Here is a 22,891-nt window from a genome sequence, read left to right as displayed (position 1 = left end):
GACAATTTCGCCGGGACAGGCTAGCAGTTTTTGCATGACCAGCCCCCTGCGCCCTTCCGCGGCGGAATGCGCGCCGCTTCCGGCCCTCGACGCGGCCGAGGCCCTGCGCCGCGTCGCCGCCATCGCCGAGGCGCCGGACATGGAAACCGCCTGGGCGGTCTTCGTCGCCGCCGCCCGCGCCATGGGGTTCGAACGCATCAATTACGGCTACACGCGTTACCGCACAGGGGCGGGCATCGGCGACCCGGCGGATGCGATGTTCCTCTCGACCCATGCGCTGGACCAGGTGATCGCCTTCCACACCACCGGGCTTTACCTGCAATCCGCCGATTACCGCTGGACAAGGGACAACAGCGGGGCGTGTTCGTGGGGCTGGGTGCATGAGGAGCGCGCCGCCGGGCGCCTGTCTGCGCAGGAGATCCGCACCATGGACAAGCTGGGCCGCACCCGCGCGGGCTATACCGTCAGCTTTCCGGTGGGTGCGCCCCGGTCCAAGGGGGCGATGGGCCTTGCCGCGCCCCGGAACGTACCGCAGGAGGCGGTCGATGCCCACTGGCAGCACCACAGCGATGCCCTGCTGGCCCTGACGCATATCGCGCATTTCAAGCTCAGCCAGCTGCCGCTGCCGGTCGCCGCCGCGCAGCTCACGCCCCGCCAGCGCGAATGCCTGCAATGGATCGCCGACGGCAAGACGCAGGCCGACATCACCCAGATCACCGGCATGGCCGCCTCGACCGTCGAACGCCACCTGTCGCGTGCCCGCGACCACCTGAGGGTGGAGACCACCGCGCAGGCCATCGCCAAGCTCGCCTTCCTCAACCAGCTCTGGGTTACCCAACTGGACGAGGCGCCGTGAGGCCAAGGGGCAGGGCGGCGCATCCGGAGATTTTCGGAAAAAATTAAACAAAGACAGGGGATTAACAGCCCCTCTTGACCTCCATTCAACCCTGAGCTTCCCCCACGATCGGCGGTTTTCGGTCGTCCGGCGCGGGAGTCTGGCGGCCTTCCGCGCACACACCTGCTCGTGATCCCGGGGCGCTTGGCGCATCGGCCACCGCCATGCTTAAATCTGTCCTGTTGCTGCCAAAACCATTTGTTCCATAGGTGCCTTCGATGCCCAGACCGCCCCTGTTCGTCTTCTTCGTGCTCGCTTTGTCGACGCTCATCACCGCCGTCGGTTACGCCGAATCCGACAGCCGCCACGCCGTCGTCTCCGCCCCCTCTGCCGGAGCACTGTCGGTAGAGGTCGCCCCCCGTTCGCCGCACCCCGGCAGAACGGGCTGAGCGGACCGTACCGCGCGCCCCGCCTGTCCCGGCGGACGGCGGGCGACGCTTTACCCCATGCGGGTTTTGCGCCATTCCCAGCGGATGGCGCTTTCTTTTTTCCATGGGGCAGAGGGCATGACGGGTCCACGCACGGCAGGCATGGGGCAGGGCTGAGATGCTCTTCCTGACGATCTGGCCGCTCTTCGCGCTGATCTGCGCGGGCTTCCTCCTCGCCCGCAAGGGGTTCCCCGCCGAAGGCTTCTGGCCGGCGGCCGAGCGCATGAACTACTTCGTGATGTTCCCGGCGTTGCTGTTCTCCAGCCTTGCCCGCGCGCCGATCCGCGACCCGGAGGTGCTGCGCCTCGGTGCGGCGGCCATGCTGACCCTGCTGATCGCGGCGGCGCTGCTGGCCTTCGCGCGCTGGCTCAGACCCGCGCCCGCCGCCCGCTTCGGCCCGGCGCTGCAGGGCGTCCTGCGGTTCAACACCTACCTTGGCGTCGCAGCGATCACGAGCCTCGCCGGACCCGAGGGCCTGTCCCGCGCGGCGGTCTACCTCGCCGTCGCCGTGCCGCTGGTGAACCTCCTGTCGATCCTCGCGCTCAGCGAGGGCGGGGCCACTGGGCGCTGGCGCAGGCTGGTCCGGACGATCTTCACCAACCCGCTGATCCTCGCCTGCCTTGCAGGCATCGCGGTGGCGCTGGCCGGGACCGGGCTGCCGTTCGGCTCCGGCGCGTTTTTCTCGCTTCTCGCGCAGGGTAGCCTGCCGCTCGGCCTGCTGTGCGTCGGCGCCGCCCTCCAGCCGCAGGCGCTCCGGCAGGACATGACGGCGCTGGCGGGGATCGGTGCGCTGCGCCTGCTGGCCATGCCGGTGCTTGCCACGGTCATCGCGCTCCTCTTGGGGCTCGAGCCCGTGTCGGCGCTGATCCTCGTGATCTTCTCCGCCATTCCAACGGCGCCCACGGCCTACGTGCTGACGCGGCAACTGGGCGGCGACGGGCCGTTCATGGCGGGGATCATCACCTCGCAGACGCTGGCCGCCGTGCTGACCCTGCCGCTGGTGGTCTGGCTCTTCGGGCTGACGGGCGGCAACTGACCGCCCGCAGCCCGTCAATTCGCCCGGACGGGTGCCGCGCAAACGCCACCCGCAGGCCATGCACCGCCAGAAGGCTTGCAAACCCCCCGCACCAGCCTCTAAACCGCGTGGAAACCCTCTTTTGCAAGGTCCAGACCCGATGCGCCTCAGCCGCTACTTCCTGCCCGTCCTCAAGGAAACCCCGTCCGAGGCACAGATCGTCTCGCACCGGCTCATGCTGCGGGCCGGCATGATCAAGCAGGCGCAGGCGGGGATCTATTCCTGGCTGCCGCTGGGCTTCAAGGTCCTGAAGAAGATCGAGAACATCGTCCACGAAGAGCAGCAGCGCGCGGGCCACATCCCGCTTCTGATGCCGACGCTGCAATCGGCGGACCTCTGGCGCGAATCCGGCCGTTATGAGGCTTATGGCGAAGAGATGCTGCGCATCACCGACCGTCACGGCCGCGACATGCTGTACGGGCCGACGAACGAAGAGCTGATCACCGACATCTTCCGCAGCTACGTGCGGTCCTACAAGGACCTTCCGCTGACGCTCTACCACATCCAGTGGAAATTCCGCGACGAGATCCGCCCGCGCTTCGGCGTGATGCGCGGCCGCGAGTTCCTGATGAAGGACGGCTACAACTTCGACCTTACCAAGGAGGACGCGCTGCACGCCTACAACCGCCACCTCGTCAGCTACCTGCGCACCTACGAGCGCATGGGCCTGCAGGCGATCCCGATGCGCGCCGACGGCGGCCCGATCGGCGGCGATTACACCCACGAATTCCTCGTGCTGGCGGAAACGGGCGAGTCGGAGGTCTTCTACGACAGCGAGATCACCGACCTGAAGTTCGGCACGCGCGACATCGACTTCGACAGCGTCGAGGAATGCCAGTCCGTGCTGGAGGAGTTCACATCGCGCTACGCCCGCACGGATGAGACCCACGACGAGGCCCTGTTCAACCAGATCCCCGAAGAGCGCCGCCGCTCTGCGCGCGGTATCGAGGTCGGCCAGATCTTCTACTTCGGCACCAAGTACTCCGAGGCGATGAACGCGGTGGTGCAGGACCAGTCCGGCGCGCAGGTGCCGGTGCACATGGGCTCCCACGGGATCGGCGTCAGCCGCCTTCTGGGCGCGATCATCGAGGCGTCGCACGACGACAAGGGCATCATCTGGCCGGAAGGCGTGACGCCCTTCCATTGCGGCATCGTCAACCTCAAGCAGGGCGACGCAGAGGCCGACGCCGCCTGCGAGGCGATCTACCTCGACCTGGTGAAATCCGGGCTTGAGCCGCTCTACGACGACACCAACGAACGGGCAGGGGGCAAGTTCGCCACCATGGACCTGATCGGCCTGCCGTGGCGGATCACCGTCGGCCCGCGCGGGCTGAAGAACGGCGTGGTCGAGCTGACCTCCCGCCGCACCGGCGAGAGCGAGGAGATGCCGCCCGAGCAGGCGGTGGAGCGCATCCGCCAGATCTACGCCAACCACTGACCATTACCGTGCAGGCCCGCGTGCCGGGCCTGCGCTCTCCCTGCAACCCCTGTGCGCCTCTCATTGCCGACCCGCTTGATGCGGCGCGGCGGGCCGCCTTATGCTGGCCGTAAAAAACGGCAGGAGCAGAGGCAATGATCGGGCGGGCACTGGCACTCGCGGGCGGCTTGACGGGCGCGGTGGGCGCCTCGCAATTCCCCGAATTCTCGCAGCAATACATGCAGCGCCTCGGCGGCACGGTGGACGAACTCGCCCGCCAGATCGACCGCTACGAGGCAGACGCGCAGGCGGTCGACATGACGCTGGACGACTACCTCCGCCAGTTGGCCGCCGAAGGGCCACTGGCCCGCACGCAGGCCGGCAACATGGCCGAGGACATCGCCCGCCACGACCGCCTGACAGAGGCGCTGACCACGCTGGAGGGCGCCGGCCCCTTCATGCGCGCGCGGCTCGCCAGCCACATGGGCGACCGGGAAATCGCGGAACGCGCCTTCGAGGTCTTCAAACCGGCGGTGCCGGCGACCTTCGAAGGCGCTGTCTTTGCGGGAACGGGGTTCTTCGCGGGCTGGCTGGGGCTCAGCCTGCTCTTCGGGTTCCTCGCGCGGCTCTGGGCCACGGCACGGGCGCCCTTCCGCCCGCGCCGGACGACCCGCCGCGGGTATGGCTGAGGGGACGCGCCCCGGGTCAGGCTTCCGCCTGCGCCACCGCCTCGACCTCTGCCACGATGCCGTCGACCACCGCCAGCAGCAGGGCGTCGTCCTCGCATTCGGCCATGACCCGGATCAGCGGCTCCGTCCCCGACTTGCGGATCAAGAGCCGGCCCTTGCCGGTCAGCCGTGCCTCCGCGTCGCGGATCACCGCCTGCACCTTCTCGGACTCGAGCGGCGCCACACCCGGCCCGAAACGCACGTTCTTCAGCAGCTGCGGCACCGGCGCAAAGCTGCGCGTCAGTTCCGAGGCGCGGCGCCCGGCGCGGACCATCTCCGCCAGGAACTGCAGGCCCGCCATCAGCCCGTCGCCCGTGGTGGCATAGTCGGTCATCACGATGTGGCCCGACTGCTCGCCGCCAAGGTTGAAGCCCCCCGCGCGCATCCGTTCCACCACGTAGCGGTCGCCCACCGCCGTCCGCTCCAGCCGCAGGCCGCGCCCGTAGAGGAACCGTTCCAGCCCGAGGTTCGACATCACCGTCGCCACCAGCGCGCCGCCCTTCAGACGGTCTTCCTGTGCCCAGCGGTCTGCCAGCAGCGCCATGATCTGGTCGCCGTCGACGACCGATCCGGTCTCGTCGATCAGGATGATCCGGTCGGCGTCACCGTCGAGGCACAGCCCGACGTCCGCGCCATGTGCCACGACCGCCTCCGCCGCCGCCTCCGGATGGGTGGAGCCGCATTTGGCGTTGATGTTCAGGCCGTTGGGGCTTGTGCCCAGCGGCACCACGTCGGCGCCCAGCTCCCACAGGACCTCGGGCGCGGTCTTGTAGGCGGCGCCGTTCGCGCAATCCACAACCACCTTGATCCCGTCGAGCCTCAGGCCGGAGGGCAGGGTGCTCTTCACCCGCTCCTGGTAGCGGAAGCGGCCGTCGTCGATGCGCTTCGCCCGGCCGATGTTCTGCGGCTGCGCTCCGTGCACGCCGCCCTCGACCAGCCCCTCGATCTCTGCCTCGACCGCGTCGGACAGCTTGAACCCGTCGGGGCCGAAGAACTTGATGCCGTTGTCGTCTGCCGGATTGTGGCTGGCGGAGATCATGATCCCGAGGTCGGCGCGCATGGAAGTCGTCAGCAGCCCCACGGCAGGTGTCGGCACCGGCCCCAGCAGCAGCACGTTCATGCCCGTCGAGGTCAGGCCCGCGGTCAGCGCGTTCTCGAACATGTAGCCCGACAGGCGGGTGTCCTTGCCGATCACCACGCGGTGCACCCCGCCGTGTTCGTTGCGGAAGTGGCGGCCCACCGCGGCGCCTAGCGCCACCGCCAGCTCGACGGTCATCGGATAGGTGTTGGCCTTGCCTCGCACCCCGTCGGTGCCGAACAACTTGCGGCTCATGTCTTGCCTCTCCCTTGTATGGCCCGCAGCATCGTCAGCGCCTGCGCCGTCTCTGCCACGTCGTGAACCCGGACGATCTGCACGCCCTGCGCCGCCACGGCCAGCGCACAGGCGACCGAACCGGGCATGCGCTCGGCGGCCTTCTCGACCCCGGTGAGCTTGCCCACGAACCCCTTGCGCGACGCCCCCACCAGGATCGGACAGCCAAGCCCGTGATAGAGCGACACGTTCGCCAGAAGCGCGAGGTTGTGATGCATGAGCTTGCCAAAGCCGATCCCCGGATCGACCACGATGTTGCTGCGCGGCATCCCGAGGTCTTCGAGCTTCAGGATCTGCCGTTCGAGGAAATCGTAGACATCCAGCAGCACGTCCTCGAACTTCGGATCGTCCTGCATCGTCTCCGGCTCGCCCATCATGTGCATGACGCAGACCGGCAGGTTCCGCTCGGTGCAGAAGCGCGCCAGCATCGGATCGTAGACGAAGCCCGAAATGTCGTTGACCAGCCGCGCCCCCGCATCGACCGCCGCCTCTGCCACGACCGACTTGCGCGTGTCGATGGAAACCGGCGCCGCGATCTCGCTCGCGATGGCGCGGATCACCGGCTCGACGCGGGCAATCTCGGCCTCGCGCGGGACGGTCCTGGCGCCGGGCCGCGTGCTTTCGCCGCCCACGTCGAGGATGTCGGCCCCTTCCTTCACCAGCGCCCGCGCATGGTTCAGCGCGGCGGCAGAGGACTGGTACTGCCCGCCATCGGAAAAGCTGTCGGGGGTGACGTTGAGGATGCCCATGACCCGGCAGCGGTCCATCGCGACCCCGGCGACGGGCGCGCGCGGCGCACTGATGCGGTCGCGCCACTCCTGAGGCACCGCCTCCAGCGGCACGGTCCGGGGCGCCTGGCCGCGGTCGTACTTCACCGCCTGGTCGAACCAGCCCGGACCGCCGGCGACAGGAAGACTGTGTCCCTCCGGCTCCGGCGCGTCGAACCGGACGAGTGGCCTGTAGTAGGATCTGCTCATGCCGCCCTCACTACCCGATCCGGCGCCCTTTGCAAGATCGTGGGGCGGGTGTCACAGCAGCGGTGCGCCGGTCTCAACCCTGCGCAGCGGCACCGGCGCGGTTTCCGGCAGGCTTTCGCCGACAACCAGCAGCTCGGCGGCCTCGATCTCGCCCGCAAACCAGGCAGACAAGGCGACAGCCTCGCGGGGCGAGCCCTTCGGCGGTTCGGTGGCGTCCAGCACGATCTTCGACGGCGCCCAGACGCAGGTCTGGCCGTTCTTCATCGCCCAGTCCAGTTCGGTGCGGGTAGAGACCACCTTGCAGCGCAGGTCGCGCGCCGCCAGCCGCCAGGCGTTCTGCTCGATCGCCAGCAGGTCGACCCGGCGCTGGGTCATCCTGTGGCCGGTTTCCAGCGGTGCCTCGGCGGGCAGCCCGGTGGTCAGGATCACCGGCGCCCCGTCCGCCACGAGATCGTCGATCCAGCGCCCCAGGTCGGGGTGCGCGATGGCGTCGTTCGACAGGTAGACCACGCGCGGATGCGGCCGGGCCGAGGCCGCGTCCTCTGCCAGCGCATCGAGGTGGGCGGCCACGTCCTTGCGGGCGCGCACGATCTCGACGCCAAGCGCCCCGGGTCCGCGGTCCAGCTTCTCGATCCGGACGAAGGCGCGCAGCGCCTGCGGCTCCAGCAGGATGCGTTCCGAGATGCGTTCCGCCAGCGTCTCAAGCAGGTTCAGCCGTTCGGCGGCAAGTTCGTGGGCAATCGCCTCCGTCACCCGGTCGTAGGACAGGATACGGTCCACGTCGTCGTCGATGGTGCCGGTGAAGGGCGCGACCTCGACCACCACGTTGAACCGCAGCCGCTGCGTGATGCCGCGCTCCGCCTGAAAGGCGCCGATCTCCGCCTCGACGATATGGTCGCGAAGGGAAATGCGGTCGCGCGGCGCGTCGCCTGCGGTCGCAATGGCGCGCTCGGACGGATGGGCAAAGGCAAGGCGGACTTCAGAGGCCATGTCGACTCCCGATTGGTGGTGGGGCCCACCTATAGGGCCCATTCCGCGGGGATGGCAGGCCGAAAGCGGCAAACGCCGACCTGTGGCGGCATCCTGCACGGCTGTTGACGGTAGTCGACGGGCGGGGAAGTGCCGCCGCTCAGCGCGGATTGCGGTAGAAGATGTGCTGGCCGATGTTGGCCGTCTTCATGAAGGTGCGCGACCACTTCGGGCGCACGGCGTTGGTGTGGTAGTAGGTAGCCCCCTGAGTCAGCGTGCGCGGCGCGCCGTTCAGCATGACCTGCGCCACCTTGCCGACCCGGTTCCACGCGGCGGGCTCGTTGATGCGCTCGGGGTTGCCGTCGCAGGTGTAGGTGAACTGGCAGCCGTATTTCTTGCCGGTGCCCTGTTTCACCACGCCGCAGACCGATCCCGGGAAGCGCGGCGAGGACACGCGGTTCATGATGACCTCGGCCACCGCGAACAGGCCCTGCACGCTTTCGCCGCGGGCTTCGAAGTACAGCGCCTCCGACAGGCACTGCCATTCCGCGCCGCCGGTCGAGATGATCGGCTGACGCGCCAGCCAGTCGTTGGAGTAGGTGATGCCGCCCGCGCCCTGCGCGCCGGCGACCGGCGTGACCAGTTTCTCCAGGTGGCCGTTGCGCGCCCGGGCCAGCGCCTTGGTCTCGAGCGAGACAAGCGTCTTTGCCTTGAGGACGGCATCGGCATGGGCCGGGGCGGAAATGGTCGAAGCAATTGCCAGGCCGATCAGGGCGGCAGCACGGAAGGCACGGATCATCGCGGCGGTCTCTTTTTACGGGAACGTGGCCCCGATCCATGCCGGGACGGCGCGGTACCTAGCCAATTTCCCGAAATTCGTAAACATCGCGATCCGGAGACGCGGATTCTTGCCGCCAGTTGCGGCCGATCTGCGACTTGTCCACCGCTTTTGTCGCAGGCCGCCTTGCAAATTCCGCGACCGCATCGCCAGCGCGATGAGCGCCGGGCGACTCGGGGTAAGCCCCCATAAATCTTGGGCGACTCGTGTTAAGGTTGCTTTACGTGGGGGAGGGCTCAGGAAGGCGGGCAAGCCCCTATGTGTCACATGCGCGGAGGTTTGCGCACACCTTGGGCGGAAAGTGCAAATTGTGCCGCGGCCAGCCGTGCGACCGGCACCCGGAACGGCGAACAGCTGACATAGGTCATGCCCACCGCGCGGCAAAAGGCGATTGATTCCGGGTTGCCGCCGTGCTCGCCGCAGATCGACAGGGTGACACCGGGGTTGGACGAGCGGCCGCGCTCCACACCGATGGCCACCAGCTCGCCCACGCCGTCGAGGTCGAGCACGTGGAAGGGGTCCTCGCTGAACACGCCCTGCTGCACGTAATCGCCCATGAAGCGGCCCGCGTCGTCGCGCGACAGCCCGTAGGTCATCTGCGTCAGGTCATTGGTGCCGAAGGACAGGAATTGACAGTGCGGAGCGATCTCGTCGGCGCGCAGGCAGGCGCGCGGCGTCTCCACCATCACGCCCAGCCGGTAGGTGAAATCGCGCCCGCGCTCGGCCCGGACCTCGGCGGCGACCGCGTCGATGCGCGAACGCAGCAGCTCCACCTCGCGGTTCGCGCTGACCAGCGGCAGCATGATCTCCGGCACCACCGGCGCCCCCTCGCGCGAGGCGTCGAGCGTCGCCTCGAAGATCGCGCGCGCCTGCATGTCGTAGATCTCCGGCACGGTGATCCCCAGCCGCACGCCGCGCAGGCCCAGCATGGGGTTGTACTCGCCCATCGACTCCACGCGCCGCGTCACGTCCGACACGGGCAGGTCCAGCGCCTCGGCGAGGTCGCGCAGGCCTGCGCGGTCGGTCGGCAGGAATTCGTGCAGCGGCGGATCGAACAGCCGGATGCACACCGGCAGCCCCTCCATGATGCGAAAAAGCTCTGTAAAGTCGGCACGTTGCATCGGAAGCAGGATGGCAAGCGCTGCCTGCCGGTCCTCCGTCGCATCGGCAAAGATCATCTCGCGCATCGGCGTGATGCGGTCGGCTTCGAAGAACATGTGCTCGGTCCGGCACAGGCCGATCCCCTGCGCCATGAAGCGCCGCGCCGTTGCCGCGTCGGCGGGCGTGTCGGCATTGGCGCGGACGCCGATGTCGCGCGCCTCGTCGGCCCAGCCCATCAGCGTCTGGAACGCGTCGTCGAGCGCGGCCTCCACCATGTCGGGGCTGCCCTCCAGCACTTCGCCCGCCGTGCCGTCCAGCGTGACGATGTCGCCCTCGCGGAAGGTGCGGCCGTCCTCGGCGAGGATCGTCTTGCGCTGCAGGTCGATCTTCATCCGCGCCGCCCCAACCACGCAGGGCAGGCCCAGCCCGCGCCCGATCACCGCCGCGTGCGAGGTCATGCCGCCGCGCTCCGTCAGCACGGCCACGGCGGCGTGCATGCCCCGGATGTCCTCGGGCGAGGTCTCGCGCCGGACAAGGATGCAGGTCTCCCCCCGCGAGGTGCAGGCCATCGCCTCCGCCGAGGAAAACACGATCCGGCCCGTGGCGGCCCCGGGGGAGGCGGCGATGCCGCGCCCGATCACCCGACGGTCGGCGCCCGGCGCCACCTGCCGGTGCAACAGCTCCGAGATCGCGCCCGGCTCGATCCGCATCACCGCCTCCTGCGGGGTGATGATCCCGTCCTCCACCAGCCGCACCGCGATCCGCACCGCCGCCCGCGACGACCGCTGGACGCGCATCCCGTCGAGGATGTGGACCTGTCCGTTCTGGATGGTGAACTCGATCTGCATCTCGGCGCGCAGCTTGCGGCGCATCAGCTCGGCGTTGGCCTTGAGCTGGTGGAAGGCCTCCGGCGCCAGCTCTTCCAGCGAGGGGCCGCGCGGGTCCTTTTCGAGGAACAGGCTGGTGTTGCGGTGCTTCAGCGCCTCGCGGCCCTGGCTCTGGCTCAGGTAACGCCCGGTGATCTGCGGCAGCCCGGTGTCCGAATCGACCAGCTGCAAAACGCCCGACCCGCATTCGCCCTTGCCCAGACCCGGCGCCATCTCCTGCACCACAAGGCCAAGGCCCGCGTCCACCGGCGCGCCCTTGGCCTGCCGCAGCAGCCGGGCCGTCGTGCCCTCCCACGCCCGCGCCATGGAGCGCAGGACCTCCCGCAACTGTACCGCCGGGTCCTGGGGGAAGACCTCTTCGGCCTCTTCCTCGTAGGCGGCCAGCGCGGCAGAAAGCCCGGCCTGGCCCACATCCTCGATCTCGTCGAAGAGGTCGGGGTCGAGCCGCGCGACGTGGATCGCGTAGCCCTGCACGAACCGCATGTAGAGCGAGGCAGAGGCATCGTGCCCGATGCTTTCGGTCAGCGCCACGTAGCGCGCGTCGTTCATGCCGATGTTCAGGACCGCGCCGGGACCGCCCCAGTCGGGATCCTCCGACGAGGGCCGCACGCACAGTAGCGCGTCTGGATCGAAGTGCGCCAGCAGCGCGGCCATGTCCGGCATCTGCCCGGCTGCGATGCGGTGCACCTCGGCAAAGGACAGGGCGACGGTGCGCGGCACCGGCAGGTCGAGCCGCACGAGCCGCTGCAGGCACTTCGCCCGCCCGCCATGCGTGGGCGTCGCCATCGGCGCGCTCGGAGTGATGAGCGTGACGTCAGGGTTTTCGGAGAACGCTTTCTGCACTGCAGCACCTGTCTTGGATGCGCGCAGAATAAGGAGTGACAGTCATATGACAAGATGGGCTGTCGTCGCGGGCGGGAATGCGTGACGCTGCGTCGTTCTGACGGGTGGTCTCGCCTTGCCTGCGCAAGGCGATCCGCCGGGGAGAGGCGCTGCCTCCCCCCGGCCCCCCCTCCTGCCAGGCCCCGGCCGGGGGCGACAGGCAGGCGGGGGCGGGCCTCAGCCCTCGATCTTCGTCAGCTCGGCCACCTGCAGGCAGGTCTGGCGGATGCGGCTCAGCAGGTTCAGGCGGTTGCGGCGCACCACGGAATTGTCGGAGTTGACCTGCACCGCGTCAAAGAAGGCGTCGATGGGCGCCCGCAGCGTGGCCATGGCCTCCATCGCGGCGGTGAAATCCTCCGCCTGCATCGCCGGGGCGATCTTCTTGTCGGCGGCATCGAGCGCCTCGAACAGCGCGCGTTCCTCGTCGGTCTCGGCGAACTTCACGTCCGCGCCGAAGGAATATTCGACGCCGTCCTTTTCCTCGGCCTGCGTGAGGATGTTGTTGGCCCGCTTGAAGCCCTGCACGAGGTTCCTGCCGTCCTCGGTCTGCATGACCGCGGCCAGCGCCTCGGCCCGCTTCACCAGCAGGGTGAGGTCGTCGCTGTTCGGCATGGCGAGGCAGGCGTCGATGACGTCATGCGGAATGCCCTCGCCGCGCAGGTGGACCTTCAGGCGGTCGTGGATGAAGGAGAGGAGGTCGTCGGACACATCAGGTTTGTGGTTCTCGATGGCTTCGACCCACTCCGGCGCCTCTTCCTTGCGGGACTCGAGCAACGTGCGCACCGCCGAACCGAAGACGCCGTGCAACGCGATCTCCGAAAGGAGCGTGTCGCTGAGTTCGCTTTCGTGCGTGTTCGACGGCGCAATCTTGTGGCGCAGCAGTTGCGCGTCGATGAACCGGTCGAGGTGCAGCCGCAACCCGTTCACCAGCACCAGCCGGATCACCCCCAGCGCGGCGCGGCGCAGGGCGTAGGGGTCCTTGGAGCCGGTCGGCTTCTCGTCGATGGCCCAGAAGCCGGTCAGCGTGTCCAGCTTGTCGGCCAGCGCCACGGCGACGGAGGTGGGGGCGGTGGGCACGTCGTCGGACGGACCCAGCGGCGAGTAATGTTCCTGGCAGGCGGCGGCGACATCGGCGGGCAGGCCGGCTGCCTCCGCGTAGTAACGGCCCATCAGGCCCTGAAGCTCGGGGAACTCGTAGACCATCTCGGACGACAGGTCGGCCTTGGCAACCTCCGCGGCAAGCTGGGCCTGGTCGGCTTCTGCATTCACCTTCGGGGCGAGGGCACGGGCCAGCGCGGCGATCCGTTCGATCCGGGCCTTCTGGCTGCCCAGCTTGTTGTGGAAGGTCACGTTCTCCAGCCGGTTGGTCCAGGCGGTCAGGCCCTCGTCCTTCGCCACGCGCAGGTCGTTCTCCCAGAAGAACTTCGCATCCGACAGGCGGGCGGCCAGCACCTTCTGGTTGCCCGCGAGGATGGTGGCGCCGTTGTCCGCCGTCTCGATGTTGGCGACGGTGACGAACTTCTCGATCCGGCCGGTGGCGGGGTTCTTCACGGAAAAGAACTTCTGGTGTTCCTTCATGGAGGTCTGCAGCACCTCCGGCGGCAGCCCGAGGAAGGTGTCGGCGATGTCGCCCATCAGCACGACCGGCCATTCCACGAGACCCGCAACCTCCGCCAGAAGGCCCTTGTCCTCGACCACTTCGAGCCCCTGGGCAAAGGCCATGTTGGTGGCGTCGTTCCAGATGTGCTCGGCGCGTTCCCCGGCCGAAAGGATCACATGCGCGCGCTTCAGTTTCGCGGCGTAATCGTCGAAGGAGGTGACCTCGAACGGCGCGCCGCCCATGAAGCGATGGCCCTCGGTGGTGCGGCCGGCGCGGATGCCGTCGATCTCCAGGTCGACCACGTGTTCGCCGCCCTCGTCGCGCATCACGCAGAGGATGCGGTGCAGGGGGCGGACCCAGCGCAGGCTGCCCGCGCCCCAGCGCATCGACTTGGGCCAGGGAAAGCCGCGCACGGTCTTCTCGAGCTGCTCGGCCACGATGGCCTCGGCCTTGCGGCCCGGGGTGGTGACGGTGGCGTAATAGAAGGCGCCCTTCTTGTCCTCGCGCTCCTCGAGCTGGTCGCGGGTGACGCCCGCGCCGCGCATGAAGCCTTCGAGCGCCTTGTCCGGCGCGCCGACCTTCGGGCCGCGGCGCTCTTCCTTCAGGGTGGGGCTTTCGGCGGTCAGCCCTTCGACCGTCAGGCAGAGGCGGCGCGGCGTGTGGAAGGCCGCGGCGGAGGCATAGGTCAGCCCGGCCTCGACCAGACCGTCAGTCATCATCTTCTTCAGGTCTTCGGCCGCCCGCGCCTGCATGCGCGCCGGGATTTCCTCGGAAAAGAGTTCGATCAGAAGGTCGGGCATCGTCTCACCACAGCTTTGGCCCGCGCCTTGGCGGCACGGGCTTCGTCGTTGCAGCGGTGTCTAGCGGGCCAAGCAGGGGGTCGCAAGCGGAGACGGTGCCGCCTGCGACCGGGGCGGGGTCAGGCTGTGGCTTCGTTGAGCTTGCCCTCGGCTTTCAGCTTGGCGCGGCGGGCGAGGGTCATGACGTCCTTGCCCTCGTAGCGCGGCAGCACGCGGTACCAGCCTTCCACGGCGTTCTCGACGGCGAAGGCCAGGAGGCCAAGCGCCACGATGCCCAGAAGGATGCGCCCGTAGGCCATGGAACGAAGCTGGTGCAGGGCGTCGCCCACGCCGCCGGCCTCGCTCGGATTGGTGGTCATCGCCGCCACGATGATCGAGATGCCGATGAGCGAGATCACCACGCCCTGCGCGATGCAGCCGAACTTGCAGACCGGGTCGAGCTTGCGGGCGGTCGGCGTGACGCGGATGTGCTCCTTGTACTTCTCGGCCCAGCCCTTGTGCATGTAGTAGATGCCTGCGCCCAGCGTGGCGAGGCCGACGGCCCCCACGAGCCACGGTCCGAACGGCATGGTCATCAGCTTCTGGGTCATCGACTGCGTGCCGCCTTCGCCGCCGCCGCTGCCGCCCATGGCGGTCGCCGCGACCGAGACGCCGATGGCGCCGTGGATCAGGCCGGTGACGACCAGACCGGCGCGGGCGATCATGCCCTTCGCGTCGGTGCCGTAATCCTCCAGATCCATCCAGGCGTCGACCAGCCGCCATGCCAGATAGGCCCAGAGACCCACGGCGATCGCCCAGAGCGCGGCCACGCCCCAGGCCTGTCCGCGCAGGTCGGCGAGCGCGTCGGTGGTGCCCTGCGCCTCGCCCCCCTTCACCGCGGCCATGAGGGCCAGACCGCCCACGACCACGTAGACGGCGGCGCGCGCGAAATATCCGGTGCGCATGACGGGCGGAACCCAGGCGGGGGCTTTTTCGGACATGGTCGATCTCTCCTTTGTTGCAGGGAGAGCGCTTGGCGGGGCGATAAAGTTCCGTGGAAGTTGTGGCAGGCCCGGGTTTCGCCGCGCTTTCCGCGCGGCGATCCGCGGGGGAGGCGCTGCCTCCCCCGGACCCCCTCCGAGGTATTTCTGCCAAGATGAAGGGGCAGGGGGATGCGGTGGCGCGGCTTTGTTCCGGCGGGCGCGGTGGGGCTGCCGGGTGGTGGCGGGCCGGGTGCCAGTCACGGTGCCAGGATCAGTCGCGGACGGGGTGTCAGTCGCGGACGGGGCAGTCCTCGCCCAGCGGCGTGCCGTCGTAGGCCTTGTCGCCGCACTCGTTGACCTCTTCCCAGACGTAGCCGTGGCCGTCCTCGGTGATCGCGACGACGCGGTCGATGCCGTATTCGATGTTGCGCTGACCGGCGAAGACCAGGGCGCGGCCGGCCCCGATGTCTTCGGCGATGGCCTCCGCGTCGAAGCAGGTGAACCATGCAGGCGCGTTGCGCGGCACGGCGCCTTCGTAGGGTTCGTAGGTCTCGGTCAGCATCGCCAGCGACAGGGTCGTGGTAAAGCAGGCGCGGTAGCGGATCGGCGAGCTGTCGGCGTCGATGGCCTCGAAGTTGTCGTAGAGGATCGCTTCGGGCGCGTCGGTGACCATGTTGGTCAGCAGCACGTCGTCGCGGCCCGTCGCCTGCACCGGCTCGTAGTAATAGTAGACCTGCGTGTAATAGACGACCGCGCCGAAGATCAGGGAGACGAGCACGATACCGATCCCGATGACCTTGCCGCTCATGCCGCCGCGCCGCTGTCGTAGCCGCCCGCGGTGGTGGTGACGAAGGCATCGGCGCACATCCTGGCCAGCGCGCGGACGCGGCCGATGTAGGCCTGCCGCTCGGTGACGGAGATCACGCCGCGGGCGTCGAGCAGGTTGAAGATGTGGCTGGCCTTGATGCACTGGTCGTAGGCGGGATGCGCCATGACGATGCGCTTGCCGGTCTTCGGGTCCTCTGCGCCGCGCGCGAGGATGGCGGCGCATTCGGCCTCCGCCTCTTCGAAGTGGCGCAGCAGGAGCGCCGTGTCGGCGGTGTCGAAGTTGAAGCGCGAGTATTCCTCTTCGGTCTGGCGGAAGACGTCGCCGTAGGTCAGCGCGATGGGCGACTGCGGGTCGTTGAACGGCATCTCCATCACGTGGTCGACGCCGAGGACGTACATCGCCAGCCGTTCCAGCCCGTAGGTCAGCTCGCCGGAGACGGGGTGGCAGTCGTGGCCGCCGACCTGCTGGAAGTAGGTGAACTGGCTGACTTCCATGCCGTCGCACCAGACCTCCCAGCCCAGCCCCCAGGCGCCCAGCGTCGGGCTTTCCCAGTCGTCTTCCACGAAGCGGATGTCGTGCAGCGCCATGTCGATGCCGATCGCTTCGAGGCTGCCGAGGTAGAGCGCCTGAAGGTCCGGCGGGGACGGCTTGATGATGACCTGGTACTGGTAATAATGCTGCAGCCGGTTGGGGTTCTCGCCGTAGCGCCCGTCGGTCGGGCGGCGCGAGGGCTGCACGTAGGCGGCGGTCCAGGGGCGGTTGCCAAGGGCCCGCAGCGTGGTTGCCGGGTGGAAGGTGCCGGCCCCGACTTCCATGTCGTAAGGCTGCAGAATCGCACATCCTTTCGACGCCCAGTAGGTCTGGAGTCGCAGGATGATCTCCTGGAAGGAGGCGGGTTTGTGCAGGCTCTTTTGCTGGGTCTCGGACATGGCTGGCTTCCTCGCGGCGCTTGGGCGTCTGATTAGGCGGCAACAGGCGTGGGGTCAATGCGCCGCCTCACGTCATTTTCACGTGCACACAACGCGCGATCTGGTAAGGGTGGCGAAATTTGGGCAGCACGAGAAGGCCGACGACACCGATGCCAAGACATCTGATTTCCCTTGTTTTTGCGCTGGTTCTTTTGGGGCAGGGCGTTCACGCGCAACAGGAAGAACGGTTCTTCATCCAGGTCGAGGCGCGCACGTCGCTGGCCGGGGCGCAGTCGAGTGTCCGCCAGTTTTCCCAGCGGTTGAACAATGTGAACGGGTTCTCGCTTGGCGGCGGCTGGTATGGCGTGGCCGTGGGCCCCTATGCCGACCGCAACGAGGCAGAGGCCTTCCTGGGCGAGCTGATGCGCTCCGGCGCGATCCCGCCCGACAGCTATGTCGAGACCTCGCGTGTCTATGGCCGCCAGTTCTGGCCGGTGGGGGCGCAGGTCGATCTGGACGCGCCGCAGGATGCGCAGGACACGACCGCCGGGGCGCCCCAGCCCGAGGTCCAGCCGTCGCAGGACGACGCCGCGCCGACCGACACGGCCCAGGCGCCCGCGACCGAGGAACAGCCGCTGACCGCCGACGACCTCGCCGCCGCGCTTGCCGAAGAGGAGCAGCCCGCACCGGCGGAGCAGCAGCAGCCCGCGCCCGCACCGGAACCGCAGGCCGCGCCCGAACCGGCCGCCCCCGCGATCCCCGAGGAAACCCCGCGCGAGGCCCGCGCCTCCGAGGCGGAGCTCGACCGCGAGGCGCGCGACATGCTGCAGATCGCGCTCCAGTGGGCGGGTTTCTACGAGGGCCGCATCGACGGCGCCTTCGGCCCCGGCACCCGGCGTTCGATGGCCGGATGGCAGGAAGCCAACGGCTACGAGCCCACGGGCGTCCTGACCTCGCGCCAGCGCGCCGCGCTTCTGGGCCAGTACAACGCCGTGCTCGACGGCATGGGCATGGCCGACCGCGTCGACCAGCGCGCCGGCATCGTCATGCAGATGCCGCTTGGCGTTGTGGAGTTCGACCGTTACGAGGCGCCCTTCGCGATCTACGGCTCGAAGACCGACCTGCCGGCGCAGGTGCTGCTGATCTCCCAGCCGGGCGACCGCGACACGCTGAACGGGCTTTACGAGATCATGCAGACGCTGGAAATCGTCCCCGTCGAGGGCGAGCGCCGCCGCGACAACGCGGGCTTCCTGCTGACCGGGGCGAACTCCCGCATCGTCAGCCACACCGAGGTCGGGCTGCGCGACGGCGAGATCAAGGGCTTCACCCTTGTCTGGCCCGCCAACGACGAGGAGCGCCGCTCGCGCGTGCTGGCGCTGATGCAAGACAGCTACCAGCGCATTCCCGGCGTGCTCGACCCGGCGACGGTGTCGGACGACGGCCAGTCGGTCGACCTCGTGTCGGGCCTGAAGGTACGCACGCCCAAGGGCAACGGCTCGGGCTTCTTCGTCGCGCCGGGCGGTGCCGTGCTGACCTCTGCCGACGCCGTGGCCCAGTGCGAGCGCGTGACGATCAACGGCAGCTACACCGCGCAGGTGGTGGCGCGCGATGCGTCGCTGGGCGTGGCGCTGCTGCGGCCCGAGGAAACCCTGGCCCCCCGCCGCGTGGCGCAGTTCGCCACCGGCACGCAGCGGCTCCAGTCCGAGGTCGCGGTGGCGGGCTTCTCCTTCGGCGGCGTGCTGACCGCGCCGACCCTGACCTTCGGCACGCTCGAGGACACCCGCGGCCTGTCGGGCGAACCGCAGGTCAAGCGCCTTGCGCTCTCGGCGATGCCGGGCGATGCGGGCGGCCCGGTCTTCGACGCAGGCGGCTCCGTCATGGGAATGCTGCTGCCGCGCGAGACGGAAGGCGGACGGCAACTGCCCGACCAGGTGAACTTTGCCGCCAAGGGCGAGATGATCCTCGACTTCCTGCGCGCCAACGGCGTGACCGCGGGCAGCCAGGTGTCCGGCGGCATCATGGAGCCCGAGGACCTGACCGCGCTGGCGACCGACATGACCGTGCTGGTGTCCTGCTGGTAAGGCGCACCGACCCGGGGCAGGGCGGCGCAAAGCCCCGCCCTACGTCCCGTGGCACCGAAGACAGATCGAAGGCCTCCGTCCCGACCGGGCGGGGGCCTTTCTGCATGACAGGCGTCAGCGCAGGAACAGCCGCCTGAGCGCGCCCCACTGGCTCAGGAACACCCCCGCGAGGATCAGCACCAGCGCCACCAGAAGCGAGGCGCGCAGCGGCTCTCCCAGCACGATCACCCCCAGAGCGACGGACCACAGCGGCACCTGGTAGTTCGTCAGGCTCATGAAGACCGGCCCGGCAGAGCGGATCACCAGAACGCGCAGGAGGTTCGCCCCCGCCGTCGGCACCAGCCCCAGCACCGCCAGTACCACGAGCGTCTGGCCCTGCGGCAGCGGCGGCGGGCCTTCCTGCACCCAGGCCAGCGGCAGCACGAAAAGCGCGCCGATCACCAGCGGCACCGCCGCCAGCCCGATGGCGTCGATCGGCGGCAGCCGGCGCATCGCGACCGAGCTTATCGCATAGCAGCAGGCCGCGCCGAGGCAGGCGAGCCTCCCCCACGGCTCCATCGCGTCGCCGCTGGCCTGCAGCGCCTCCGGTCCGATCAGCACCACGACCCCGGCAAAGCCCACCGCGAATCCCAGCGCCCGGCGCGCCGTCATCCGCTCGCCCGGCACGAGGACATGCGCCAGCGGCAGCACCATCAGCGCCACCGCCGCCATGCTGACGCCTGCAAAGCCCGAGGTCGCGTATTGCTGGCCCCAGCCCAGCAGCATGAAGGGCAGGCCCGAGGACAGCACCCCGATCAGGATCAGCGACGGCCAGTTGCGCTTGACCGTCAGCCACAGCGCCCCGCCGCGCAGCGCCCAGACGGCGAGCGTCAGCAGCGCCGCAAAGCCGATGCGGTAGGCGGCCAGCCAGAACGGCGTGATGCCCTGCAGGGCAATCTCGATGAAGAGGAAGGTCGCACCCCAGACAAGGCCGAGGCTCCCGACCATGGCCCAGCTGCGGGGCGTGATCTCTGGTGTCATTGGGGCGCTATAGCGGGCGGGTCATGCCGCGCCAAGGCCCCGCACGGGCGGCAAGAAGGGGCGGAGGTGCTCCGCCCCCCTCGGGTCATGTCAGCCGCGCAGCCGGTGGTGCAGGATGATCGGCACCACAAGGTCCTCCTCGTCGGTCAGGTGCCGTTCGAGGAAGCTCGTCAGCGAGGTCACCGTGTCGTGCAGCGGCCCGGCCTCTTCGGTCATCTGCGCGGGGTCGAGCGTTTCCAGCGCGATCACCCGGTTGGCCTGCCGGGTCAGCCGGTCCAGCGTCTCGTCCAGCGTGGCGTGGTCGCTCTCCAGCATCTCCAGCCCGCGGGCGAACCGGGGATCGGCCTCTTCGAGTTCCGGGAAGAAGCTGCGGTCCTCCCAGGTGTGATGCCCGTGCAGGCTCACCACCAGCCGGTGCCCGAAGTACCCCAGCCGCTCCGCGTAGAGGTCGGCGGGCGTCTCCTTGTCGAGGAACCGCTCCGTCTCGGCCTTCAGGAGCGCGCCGGTGTGGCGAAAGCCCAGGTGTGCGCCCATCCAGTTGCGGGTCGCTTGTTTCAGGCCCGGGTGATCCAGCCAGCCGTCGCGTGGCAGGTCCCGATAGAGGGTCCGCATTTCGGGCGGAAGCCCCTCGCGCGTGTTGATGTCGTAAGTCATGACCGGAAGATGGTAGGGGTGTTATGGTGTAACAACTTCGTGCCCGCGCACAGAAGCTATGACCGGAGCGCACCGATTTCGCATCCGCCCCGGACGAAGGGTTAACGCGAAAAAATCGCGCGCAACGGGGGGTTCAGACCGACTCGGGGGCAAAGATTAACAACCGGCCGGGAATCGGGGTCCAATCGGCCGGTTCACCCCTTACAGGCGGTTAAGGTCGCTGAACGCTTTCTGCCGCCGTGGTGGAACATCCGGGTGGACACACCGCATGTGGTGCCGCGCCTGCGCCGTGCGCCGCGTTAATGTCACCGCGCGCTGCCGTCACGGTTAACGGCGATACGCAAAAGGGCGGCCCGAAGGCCGCCCCGCATAGAGGTCTGCAAAAGACCTCAGTTCTTGGACTTGTCGACCATCTTGCCGGCAGAGATCCACGGCATCATCTCGCGCAGCTTCTCGCCGACCTGCTCGATCTGGTGCTCGTCGTTGATCCGGCGGGTCGCCTTGAAGAACGGCTGGCCCACGGCGTTTTCCTGCATGAAATCACGCACGAATTTGCCGGTCTGGATGTCCGTCAGGACCTCCTTCATGCGGGCCTTGGTCTCGGCGTAGGGCAGGATGCGCGGGCCGGAGACGTACTCGCCGTACTCGGCGGTGTTCGAGATCGAGTAGTTCATGTTCGCGATGCCGCCTTCGTAGATCAGGTCCACGATCAGCTTCACCTCGTGCAGGCACTCGAAATACGCCATTTCCGGCTCGTAACCGGCCTCGACCAGCGTCTCGAAGCCCATGCGGATCAGCTCGACAAGGCCGCCGCACAGCACGGCCTGCTCGCCGAACAGGTCGGTTTCGCATTCCTGGCGGAAGTTGGTCTCGATGATGCCCGAGCGGCCGCCGCCGATGGCAGAGCAGTAGGACAGGCCGATTTCCAGCGCCTTGCCGGTGGCGTCGTTGTGCACGGCCACGAGGCAGGGCACGCCGCCGCCCTTGGTGTATTCGCCGCGCACGGTGTGGCCCGGGCCCTTCGGCGCCATCATGATGACGTCGACGCCGGCCTTCGGCTCGATCAGGCCGAAGTGCACGTTCAGGCCGTGTGCGAAGGCAATGGCGGAGCCTTCCTTCAGGTGGTCGTGCACGTATTTCTTGTAGGTCTCGGCCTGAAGCTCGTCGGGCATGGTGAACATGATGACGTCGCACCATGCTGCCGCTTCCGAGATGCCCATGACCTGCAGGCCTTCGGCTTCGCACTTCTTGGCGGAGGGCGAACCCTCGCGCAACGCGATGGCAACGTTCTTGGCGCCAGAATCGCGCAGGTTCAGGGCGTGGGCGTGGCCCTGGCTGCCGTAACCCAGGATCGCGACCTTCTTGTCCTTGATCAGGTTAACGTCGCAATCGCGGTCATAGTAAACGCGCATGTGTCTTCTCCTCTGTGATGGCGGGCACAATAGCCGCGGTGTGGTGAGAGAGTTTTCGTTTTTCGGGTAAATTGGCGAGACAGAGACTTTATCATTCGCCGCTACAGGGGTATTCGGTGAAATCATGCTCGACGACACGGACAGACGCATTCTTCGGCACTACCAGGCCGACCCTGACTCACCCGCCACCGAACTGGCGGAGCGCGCCGGCGTGACCGCTTCGACCTTGGCGCGGCGGCTGGAACGGCTGCGCGAGACCGGCGTGCTGAAGGGGGTGCGCGGTGTCATCGACTGGCACGCGCTGGGGTACGAGGTCGAGGTCAGCCTGCGTGTCACGCTGGACAAGACCCAGCCGCGCGCCTTCGACACCTTCATCGCTGCTGCCCGCGAGGTGCCGGAGGTGCTTGAGATCCAGACCTTCCTCGGGCAGGTGGACGTGCGCCTCGCCGTGATCGCCCGCGACATGCCGCATTACCAGCGCATCTACCGCGAGCGGCTGCTGGACCTGCCGCACATCCAGGACATCGAGGCGCTGATGCACGTCGCCCGCCTCAAGGACGAGGAGACGCTGCCGCTGTGATCGACCTCGACGACATCGACCGCGCGCTGCTCAGGGCACTGGCGGAGGACGCCACCGCAAGCGCGGGCGCACTGGGGCGCGAACTCGGCCTGTCGCAACCGGCCTGCTGGCGGCGGATCAAACGGCTGCGCGAGGCGGGCCTTTTCCGCAACACGCGGCTCGACCTCGACGCGCAGGCGCTGGGGTTCGGTGTGACGGTCTTCCTCGGGGTGAAGCTGGCGACCAAGGGCCGCGTCAGCCTGCAGGACTTCGAACGCGCGGTGTCCGCCATCCCGGAGGTGCAGACCGTGGAACACGTCCTCGGCGCCTACGATTACCGGCTGCGCGTGGTGGCGCGCGACATCGCGGACTTCGAGCGTGTCCTGCGGCGCCGGATCATGACGCTGCCGGGGGTCGGCAACCTCGATGCCAACGTGATGCTGTCCGAGGAACGCAGGCCGGGGCCGCTGTTCGCGATCTGACCGGATCGGGCCCGC

The 22,891-nt window shown here is 68.5% G+C and carries 20 protein-coding genes; 8 read left to right on the top strand and 12 right to left on the bottom strand.

Going from position 1 to position 22,891, the window contains the following annotated elements; all coding sequences use genetic code 11:
- Positions 1-34: 34 nt before the first annotated feature.
- From CDO87_RS01595 to CDO87_RS01580, 5 genes are all read left to right on the top strand, one after another.
- Positions 35-856 (top strand): LuxR family transcriptional regulator, encoded by an 822-nt coding sequence (locus tag CDO87_RS01595; protein ID WP_100927134.1) that lies wholly within the window; start codon positions 35-37, stop codon positions 854-856.
- Between the two features lie 257 nt (positions 857-1,113).
- Positions 1,114-1,284 carry a hypothetical protein gene (locus tag CDO87_RS26630; RefSeq protein WP_157814887.1) on the top strand — a complete coding sequence of 57 codons (171 nt, stop codon included), beginning with the start codon at positions 1,114-1,116 and terminating at the stop codon, positions 1,282-1,284.
- 157 nt (positions 1,285-1,441) lie between these two features.
- A complete protein-coding gene (locus tag CDO87_RS01590) occupies positions 1,442-2,359 on the top strand; it encodes an AEC family transporter (protein ID WP_100927133.1) in 918 nt (305 codons plus the stop codon).
- 139 nt (positions 2,360-2,498) lie between these two features.
- The gene (gene proS, locus CDO87_RS01585) at positions 2,499-3,836 is read left to right on the top strand and encodes a proline--tRNA ligase (RefSeq protein ID WP_100927132.1); all 1,338 of its coding nucleotides are present in this window, start codon (positions 2,499-2,501) and stop codon (positions 3,834-3,836) included.
- A gap of 134 nt (positions 3,837-3,970) precedes the next feature.
- On the top strand, positions 3,971-4,504 hold the full coding sequence (locus CDO87_RS01580) for a DUF2937 family protein (protein WP_100927131.1): 534 nt from the start codon (positions 3,971-3,973) through the stop codon (positions 4,502-4,504).
- 16 nt (positions 4,505-4,520) lie between these two features.
- On the opposite strand, the gene glmM is transcribed toward CDO87_RS01580, so the two are convergent.
- The 9 genes from glmM to CDO87_RS01535 all read right to left on the bottom strand — a co-directional run bounded on the left by glmM (position 4,521) and on the right by CDO87_RS01535 (position 16,689).
- Positions 4,521-5,876: a phosphoglucosamine mutase gene (gene glmM / locus CDO87_RS01575; RefSeq protein ID WP_100927130.1), complete on the bottom strand. Its 1,356-nt coding sequence runs from the start codon at positions 5,874-5,876 to the stop codon at positions 4,521-4,523.
- On the bottom strand, positions 5,873-6,892 hold the full coding sequence (folP, locus tag CDO87_RS01570; protein WP_100927129.1) for a dihydropteroate synthase: 1,020 nt from the start codon (positions 6,890-6,892) through the stop codon (positions 5,873-5,875). Before folP ends, glmM begins: the two co-directional genes overlap by 4 nt.
- Before the next feature lie 51 nt (positions 6,893-6,943).
- Positions 6,944-7,882: a dihydroneopterin aldolase gene (locus CDO87_RS01565; RefSeq protein WP_100927128.1), complete on the bottom strand. Its 939-nt coding sequence runs from the start codon at positions 7,880-7,882 to the stop codon at positions 6,944-6,946.
- A 139-nt stretch (positions 7,883-8,021) separates the two neighbouring features.
- Positions 8,022-8,660: a cell wall hydrolase gene (locus CDO87_RS01560; RefSeq protein ID WP_100927127.1), complete on the bottom strand. Its 639-nt coding sequence runs from the start codon at positions 8,658-8,660 to the stop codon at positions 8,022-8,024.
- Between the two features lie 302 nt (positions 8,661-8,962).
- Positions 8,963-11,473 carry a putative PEP-binding protein gene (locus CDO87_RS01555; protein ID WP_254698452.1) on the bottom strand — a complete coding sequence of 837 codons (2,511 nt, stop codon included), beginning with the start codon at positions 11,471-11,473 and terminating at the stop codon, positions 8,963-8,965.
- 273 nt (positions 11,474-11,746) lie between these two features.
- Positions 11,747-13,969 (bottom strand): glycine--tRNA ligase subunit beta, encoded by a 2,223-nt coding sequence (glyS, locus tag CDO87_RS01550; RefSeq protein ID WP_100927125.1) that lies wholly within the window; start codon positions 13,967-13,969, stop codon positions 11,747-11,749.
- A gap of 119 nt (positions 13,970-14,088) precedes the next feature.
- Entirely contained in the window at positions 14,089-14,949 is an 861-nt protein-coding gene (locus tag CDO87_RS01545) for a DUF1206 domain-containing protein (RefSeq protein ID WP_100927124.1), read from the bottom strand.
- Positions 14,950-15,220: 271 nt separating this feature from the next.
- On the bottom strand, positions 15,221-15,739 hold the full coding sequence (locus CDO87_RS01540) for a DUF6446 family protein (protein WP_100927123.1): 519 nt from the start codon (positions 15,737-15,739) through the stop codon (positions 15,221-15,223).
- On the bottom strand, positions 15,736-16,689 hold the full coding sequence (locus CDO87_RS01535) for a glycine--tRNA ligase subunit alpha (protein ID WP_100927122.1): 954 nt from the start codon (positions 16,687-16,689) through the stop codon (positions 15,736-15,738). Before CDO87_RS01535 ends, CDO87_RS01540 begins: the two co-directional genes overlap by 4 nt.
- Before the next feature lie 149 nt (positions 16,690-16,838).
- Between CDO87_RS01535 and CDO87_RS01530 the strand changes: the two genes are divergently transcribed.
- Complete coding sequence (locus CDO87_RS01530; RefSeq protein WP_100927121.1) at positions 16,839-18,749, top strand: trypsin-like peptidase domain-containing protein; 1,911 nt, start codon at positions 16,839-16,841, stop codon at positions 18,747-18,749.
- 114 nt (positions 18,750-18,863) lie between these two features.
- On the opposite strand, the gene CDO87_RS01525 is transcribed toward CDO87_RS01530, so the two are convergent.
- The 3 genes from CDO87_RS01525 to ilvC all read right to left on the bottom strand — a co-directional run bounded on the left by CDO87_RS01525 (position 18,864) and on the right by ilvC (position 21,835).
- Positions 18,864-19,769 (bottom strand): DMT family transporter, encoded by a 906-nt coding sequence (locus CDO87_RS01525; RefSeq protein ID WP_254698269.1) that lies wholly within the window; start codon positions 19,767-19,769, stop codon positions 18,864-18,866.
- Positions 19,770-19,859: 90 nt separating this feature from the next.
- Positions 19,860-20,423, bottom strand: a complete 564-nt coding sequence (locus CDO87_RS01520) for a hemerythrin domain-containing protein (protein WP_100927120.1) — start codon at positions 20,421-20,423, stop codon at positions 19,860-19,862.
- A 389-nt stretch (positions 20,424-20,812) separates the two neighbouring features.
- On the bottom strand, positions 20,813-21,835 hold the full coding sequence (gene ilvC / locus CDO87_RS01515) for a ketol-acid reductoisomerase (protein ID WP_100927119.1): 1,023 nt from the start codon (positions 21,833-21,835) through the stop codon (positions 20,813-20,815).
- Between the two features lie 124 nt (positions 21,836-21,959).
- Between ilvC and CDO87_RS01510 the strand changes: the two genes are divergently transcribed.
- Together CDO87_RS01510 and CDO87_RS01505 are read left to right on the top strand one after the other, a co-directional pair.
- Positions 21,960-22,415 (top strand): Lrp/AsnC family transcriptional regulator, encoded by a 456-nt coding sequence (locus tag CDO87_RS01510; RefSeq protein ID WP_100927118.1) that lies wholly within the window; start codon positions 21,960-21,962, stop codon positions 22,413-22,415.
- The gene (locus CDO87_RS01505) at positions 22,412-22,876 is read left to right on the top strand and encodes an Lrp/AsnC family transcriptional regulator (protein WP_100927117.1); all 465 of its coding nucleotides are present in this window, start codon (positions 22,412-22,414) and stop codon (positions 22,874-22,876) included. The genes CDO87_RS01510 and CDO87_RS01505 overlap by 4 nt, the downstream gene beginning before the upstream one ends.
- Positions 22,877-22,891 lie beyond the last annotated feature (15 nt).

The sequence above is a fragment of the Sagittula sp. P11 genome (assembly GCF_002814095.1).
Taxonomy (GTDB): Bacteria; Pseudomonadota; Alphaproteobacteria; order Rhodobacterales; family Rhodobacteraceae; genus Sagittula.
The sequence above is the reverse complement of the archived record's forward strand: the minus strand, read 5'-3'. Positions and strand labels throughout refer to the sequence as shown.

What these genes read in the sequence shown, in the direction of transcription:
- CDO87_RS01555 (WP_254698452.1), bottom strand. Translation starts at nt 11,473, where the DNA reads ATGGCGACGCCCACGCATGGCGGGCGGGCGAAGTGCCTGCAGCGGCTC.
- CDO87_RS01580 (WP_100927131.1), top strand. Translation starts at nt 3,971, where the DNA reads ATGATCGGGCGGGCACTGGCACTCGCGGGCGGCTTGACGGGCGCGGTG.
- CDO87_RS01560 (WP_100927127.1), bottom strand. Translation starts at nt 8,660, where the DNA reads ATGATCCGTGCCTTCCGTGCTGCCGCCCTGATCGGCCTGGCAATTGCT.
- CDO87_RS01525 (WP_254698269.1), bottom strand. Translation starts at nt 19,769, where the DNA reads ATGACACCAGAGATCACGCCCCGCAGCTGGGCCATGGTCGGGAGCCTC.
- CDO87_RS01520 (WP_100927120.1), bottom strand. Translation starts at nt 20,423, where the DNA reads ATGACTTACGACATCAACACGCGCGAGGGGCTTCCGCCCGAAATGCGG.
- CDO87_RS01530 (WP_100927121.1), top strand. Translation starts at nt 16,839, where the DNA reads ATGCCAAGACATCTGATTTCCCTTGTTTTTGCGCTGGTTCTTTTGGGG.
- CDO87_RS26630 (WP_157814887.1), top strand. Translation starts at nt 1,114, where the DNA reads ATGCCCAGACCGCCCCTGTTCGTCTTCTTCGTGCTCGCTTTGTCGACG.
- folP (WP_100927129.1), bottom strand. Translation starts at nt 6,892, where the DNA reads ATGAGCAGATCCTACTACAGGCCACTCGTCCGGTTCGACGCGCCGGAG.
- glyS (WP_100927125.1), bottom strand. Translation starts at nt 13,969, where the DNA reads ATGCCCGACCTTCTGATCGAACTCTTTTCCGAGGAAATCCCGGCGCGC.
- CDO87_RS01545 (WP_100927124.1), bottom strand. Translation starts at nt 14,949, where the DNA reads ATGTCCGAAAAAGCCCCCGCCTGGGTTCCGCCCGTCATGCGCACCGGA.
- CDO87_RS01535 (WP_100927122.1), bottom strand. Translation starts at nt 16,689, where the DNA reads ATGTCCGAGACCCAGCAAAAGAGCCTGCACAAACCCGCCTCCTTCCAG.
- CDO87_RS01595 (WP_100927134.1), top strand. Translation starts at nt 35, where the DNA reads ATGACCAGCCCCCTGCGCCCTTCCGCGGCGGAATGCGCGCCGCTTCCG.
- CDO87_RS01540 (WP_100927123.1), bottom strand. Translation starts at nt 15,739, where the DNA reads ATGAGCGGCAAGGTCATCGGGATCGGTATCGTGCTCGTCTCCCTGATC.
- CDO87_RS01565 (WP_100927128.1), bottom strand. Translation starts at nt 7,882, where the DNA reads ATGGCCTCTGAAGTCCGCCTTGCCTTTGCCCATCCGTCCGAGCGCGCC.
- glmM (WP_100927130.1), bottom strand. Translation starts at nt 5,876, where the DNA reads ATGAGCCGCAAGTTGTTCGGCACCGACGGGGTGCGAGGCAAGGCCAAC.
- proS (WP_100927132.1), top strand. Translation starts at nt 2,499, where the DNA reads ATGCGCCTCAGCCGCTACTTCCTGCCCGTCCTCAAGGAAACCCCGTCC.
- CDO87_RS01590 (WP_100927133.1), top strand. Translation starts at nt 1,442, where the DNA reads ATGCTCTTCCTGACGATCTGGCCGCTCTTCGCGCTGATCTGCGCGGGC.
- ilvC (WP_100927119.1), bottom strand. Translation starts at nt 21,835, where the DNA reads ATGCGCGTTTACTATGACCGCGATTGCGACGTTAACCTGATCAAGGAC.
- CDO87_RS01510 (WP_100927118.1), top strand. Translation starts at nt 21,960, where the DNA reads ATGCTCGACGACACGGACAGACGCATTCTTCGGCACTACCAGGCCGAC.